The sequence below is a fragment of the Caballeronia sp. genome, from assembly GCF_049581465.1.
In the GTDB taxonomy this organism is placed as follows: domain Bacteria; phylum Pseudomonadota; class Gammaproteobacteria; order Burkholderiales; family Burkholderiaceae; genus Caballeronia.
This window is the reverse complement of record NZ_JBAUSA010000388.1, coordinates 1-4164: the sequence shown is the minus strand read 5'-3', so window position 1 is coordinate 4164 and position 4164 is coordinate 1. Positions and strand designations below refer to the sequence as shown.

At 62.3% G+C, this 4164-nt stretch carries 5 protein-coding genes; 3 read left to right on the top strand and 2 right to left on the bottom strand.

Annotation, left to right across the window (positions count from 1 at the left end; genetic code table 11):
- Positions 1–21: 21 nt before the first annotated feature.
- The gene (mnmA, locus tag WCA53_RS09630; RefSeq protein ID WP_423908451.1) at positions 22–1167 is read right to left on the bottom strand and encodes a tRNA 2-thiouridine(34) synthase MnmA; all 1146 of its coding nucleotides are present in this window, start codon (positions 1165–1167) and stop codon (positions 22–24) included.
- A 23-nt stretch (positions 1168–1190) separates the two neighbouring features.
- Positions 1191–1676, bottom strand: a complete 486-nt coding sequence (locus tag WCA53_RS09625; protein ID WP_423908449.1) for an NUDIX hydrolase — start codon at positions 1674–1676, stop codon at positions 1191–1193.
- 185 nt (positions 1677–1861) lie between these two features.
- On the opposite strand from WCA53_RS09625, the gene WCA53_RS09620 reads away from it, so the two are divergent.
- The 3 genes from WCA53_RS09620 to WCA53_RS09610 all read left to right on the top strand — a co-directional run.
- Positions 1862–3010, top strand: coding sequence for a Re/Si-specific NAD(P)(+) transhydrogenase subunit alpha (locus tag WCA53_RS09620; RefSeq protein ID WP_423908447.1), 1149 nt, complete (start codon positions 1862–1864; stop codon positions 3008–3010).
- A gap of 10 nt (positions 3011–3020) precedes the next feature.
- A complete protein-coding gene (locus WCA53_RS09615) occupies positions 3021–3350 on the top strand; it encodes an NAD(P) transhydrogenase subunit alpha (protein WP_423908445.1) in 330 nt (109 codons plus the stop codon).
- Positions 3347–4164: NAD(P)(+) transhydrogenase (Re/Si-specific) subunit beta (locus tag WCA53_RS09610; RefSeq protein WP_423908442.1), on the top strand; the 818-nt coding region annotated here is incomplete at its 3' end. The genes WCA53_RS09615 and WCA53_RS09610, both read left to right, overlap by 4 nt.

Genomic DNA, 4164 nt, shown 5'->3' with positions numbered 1-4164 from the left:
CCGCCCAGCGACCGATGCGGATTAACGCGCCGTCAGCAGCGCCGCTTGGGCGTCGCGCCGCGCCGGTTGCGCAGTCAGCGCCGACTCGATAATTCCGCCGCCCAGACAGACATCGCCCTGATAAAGCACCGCCGATTGCCCCGGCGTCACGGCCCATTGGGCATCGTGAAAACGCAGCTCGAAGCGGCCATCCGCCGACGCCCCGACCGCGCAAGCCGAATCCGCCTGCCTATACCGGGTCTTGGCCGCGCAAGCCACGCCTTCCTCCGGTGCGGTTCCAGCCACCCAACTCGTATTGCCCGCGACCAGCGTATGCGACAGCAGCCACGGGTGATCGTGACCCTGCACGACGTAAAGCGTATTGCTGGCCATGTCCTTGCCCGCGACGAACCACGGATCGCCGCTGCCGTCCTTGCTGCCGCCCAACCCAATTCCCTTGCGCTGTCCGAACGTATAGAACGCCAAGCCGATATGCTCGCCGATCACTTTCCCTTCAGGCGTCTTCATCGGGCCCGGTTTGGTCGGCAAATAGCGGTTCAGGAATTCGCGAAATGGCCGCTCGCCGATAAAACAAATCCCCGTCGAATCCTTCTTCGCCGCATTGTGCAAGCCGATCTGCGCGGCGATTTCGCGAACCCGGGTCTTTGGCATCTCGCCGAGCGGAAACAGCGTCTTCGACAACTGCGCCTGATTCAGCCGATGCAAAAAGTACGACTGGTCCTTGGTCGAATCCGTCGCCTTGAGCAGCTCGAACGCGCCGTCGCGTTCACGCACGCGCGCGTAATGCCCGGTCGCGATGGTCTCGCCGCCCAGCGACATCGCGTGGTCGAGGAAGGCCTTGAACTTGATCTCGGCGTTGCAAAGCACATCGGGGTTCGGCGTGCGTCCGGCCGAATACTCGCGCAGGAACTCGGCAAACACGCGGTCCTTGTACTCGGCGGCAAAGTTGACCGCTTCCACGTCGATTCCAATCAGGTCCGCCACCGACACCACGTCGATCCAGTCCTGGCGCGTCGAACAATATTCGTCGTCATCGTCGTCTTCCCAGTTCTTCATGAAGAGGCCGACCACGTCGTAGCCCTGCTCCTTGAGCAGCCACGCCGTCACCGACGAATCCACGCCGCCCGACATACCCACCACGACTTTCTGTTTTCCGGCCTGACTCATTTGGCTAACCTGAACTAAACCTGCTACACCTGAACCCGCAACGGCGCGACCGAATGTGTATGAATAAAATCGAGCGGCACGCGCCGCCCGGCGAGGTAATGCTCAAGACATTCCAGCACGGCCGGCGTGCGGTGCCGGTCCACGCACGCCCGGAGTTCATCGGCGGTGAGCCAGATCGCGCGGACGATGCCCTTATCAAGTTTCATGCCGGGCACCGCGCCCGAGGTCGTGCCGCAGAACGTAAAGCGCAAATACGTAACCGATTTCCCGGGCCGTTCGAAGTGCGTGAGATACGTGCCGACAAGCGCCTGCGGCTCGAAAACGTGTGCGGTTTCTTCGAGCGTCTCGCGCTTGACGGCATCGACGAGCGTCTCGCCCGCTTCGAGATGCCCGGCCGGCTGATTGATCCGAAGCCCGTCGGAGGTGTGCTCCTCGATCACGAGAAAGCGCCCGTCGCGCTCCACGATCGCCGCCACCGTCACGTGCGGAGTCCATTGTGCTGGTTTCATAGGCAGGTATTTTACCGTTTCACGCGCTTCTTCGCCGTCGGCGGGCGTAGCCCTTACTAGTGCCAGAACGTATAAATTCGCGCGAAGGTTTCGGTTACAGTGGCAATGAACCGCGTTTCGATGCAAATCCGGCCTGCGCGGTTTGAAGCGGTCACCGCAGAACTAATATGTGAGGAGGATCGAAGATGCATATCGGAGTGCCTGCCGAGACGCGGGCGAACGAAACACGCGTCGCCGCGACGCCTGAGACGGTCAAGAAGCTGGTGGCGCAGGGTCATCGCGTCACTGTGCAGCGTGGCGCGGGCGTGCCGGCGAGTTATATCGACGACGCGTTCGCTGCCGCCGGTGCCGAGTTGGTCGATGCCAATGCCGCGTTCGCCGCCGATCTCGTCCTCAAGGTTCATTCCCCAACCGACGCCGAATTGCCGCTTTTCAGGTCCGGCGCGGTGCTCGCGGGCATGCTCGATCCGTTCAACCAGGAAAATGCCGCGCGGCTCGCCGCCACCGGCATCACCGCGTTCGCACTGGAAGCCGCGCCGCGCACCACGCGGGCGCAGAGCCTCGACGTGCTGTCGTCGCAGGCGAACATTGCGGGCTACAAGGCGGTGCTGGTCGCCTGCAACCTTTACCAGCGCTTCATGCCGATGCTGATGACGGCCGCCGGCACGGTGAAAGCGGCGCGCGTTCTCATTCTTGGCGCGGGCGTGGCGGGCTTGCAGGCCATCGCGACGGCCAAGCGCCTCGGCGCGGTGATCGAAGCCTCCGACGTGCGTCCCGCGGTGAAAGAGCAAATCGAATCGCTGGGCGCCAAATTCGTCGATGTGCCCTATGAAACCGATGACGAGCGAGAAGCGGCGGTTGGCGTCGGCGGCTATGCCCGTCCCATGCCGCCGAGCTGGCTCGCGCGCCAATCGGTGGTCGTGGCCGAACGCGCGAAACAGGCTGATATCGTGATCGCGACCGCGCTGATTCCTGGCCGCGCCGCACCCACGTTGATTTCCGCCGAAACCGTGCAGCAGATGAAACCCGGTTCCGTGATCGTCGATCTGGCGGCGGGACGGGGCGCCCTGATCGAAAGCGAAGGGCGCAACGGCGGCAATTGTCCGCTCACCGAGACGGATAAGGTCGTGATGAAGCACGGCGTGCATCTGGTCGGCTACACCAACCTGGCTTCCATGGTCGCCGCCGATGCCTCCGCGCTGTATGCCCGCAACCTGCTCGACTTCGTCAAATTGATCGTCACGAAGGAAGGCGCGTTGAACATCGATCTCGCCGATGACATCGTCGCCGCCACGCTCTTGTGCCGCGACGGCCAAGTCACGCGCGCGGCCTGAGGAGATACACATGGAACTGGTCAATCACACGGTCATTAACCTGATCATCTTCGTGCTGGCGATATACGTCGGCTATCACGTGGTGTGGAACGTCACACCGGCGCTGCACACGCCGCTCATGGCCGTGACCAACGCGATTTCCGCGATCGTGATCGTCGGCGCGATGCTCGCAGCAGGCCTGACGGTCGGCGGCGCTGGCAAGTTCTTCGGCACGGTTGCCGTCCTGTTGGCTGCGGTCAACGTGTTCGGCGGCTTTTTAGTCACTCGGCGAATGCTGGAGATGTTCAAGAAGAAGGCGCCAAAGCAGATTGCTAGCGCGTCAAAGGGGGCAACGCCATGAGCATGAGCGTCGTTACCCTTCTTTACCTCGTTGCGTCGGTGTGCTTTATCCAGGCGCTCAAAGGGTTGTCGAATCCGAAGAGCGCGCGCATCGGCAATACGTTCGGCATGACCGGCATGGCGATCGCCATTTTGACCACGATTGCGTTGATCTTTAAGCAAGCTGCGGCTCTTGGCTCGGATCTGTCGCTCGGCCTAGGGTTGCTGTTCGCGGCGCTTGTCGTGGGCGGTGCGGTCGGTGCGTATGTCGCGGCGAAAGTCGAGATGACGAAGATGCCCGAACTCGTCGCAGCCATGCACTCGCTGATCGGTTTGGCGGCCGTGTGTATTGCTTATGCGGTCGTTTCGGAACCGTCCGCGTTCGGTTTGGCTGCGGTCGGCGAGCCGATTCCCGTGGGCAATCGGGTGGAATTGTTTATTGGCACGTTCGTCGGCGCGATCACGTTTTCGGGTTCGGTGATCGCGTTCGGGAAGCTGTCGGGCAAGTACCAGTTCAGGCTGTTCAAGGGCGCGCCGGTCGTCTATGCCGGCCAGCATCTGATCAACCTGTTTCTCGCCATCGCCATGCTGGGCTTCGGCGTGATCTTCATGCTGACGCAGTCGTGGTTGCCGTTCGTCATCATGACGGCCATCGCGTTCGCGCTCGGCGTGCTGATCATTATTCCGATCGGCGGCGCGGATATGCCGGTGGTGGTCTCCATGCTCAACTCGTATTCGGGCTGGGCGGCGGCGGGCATCGGGTTTTCGCTGAACAACCCGATGCTGATTATCGCTGGATCGCTGGTCGGGTCGTCGGGTGCGATCCTGTCCTACAT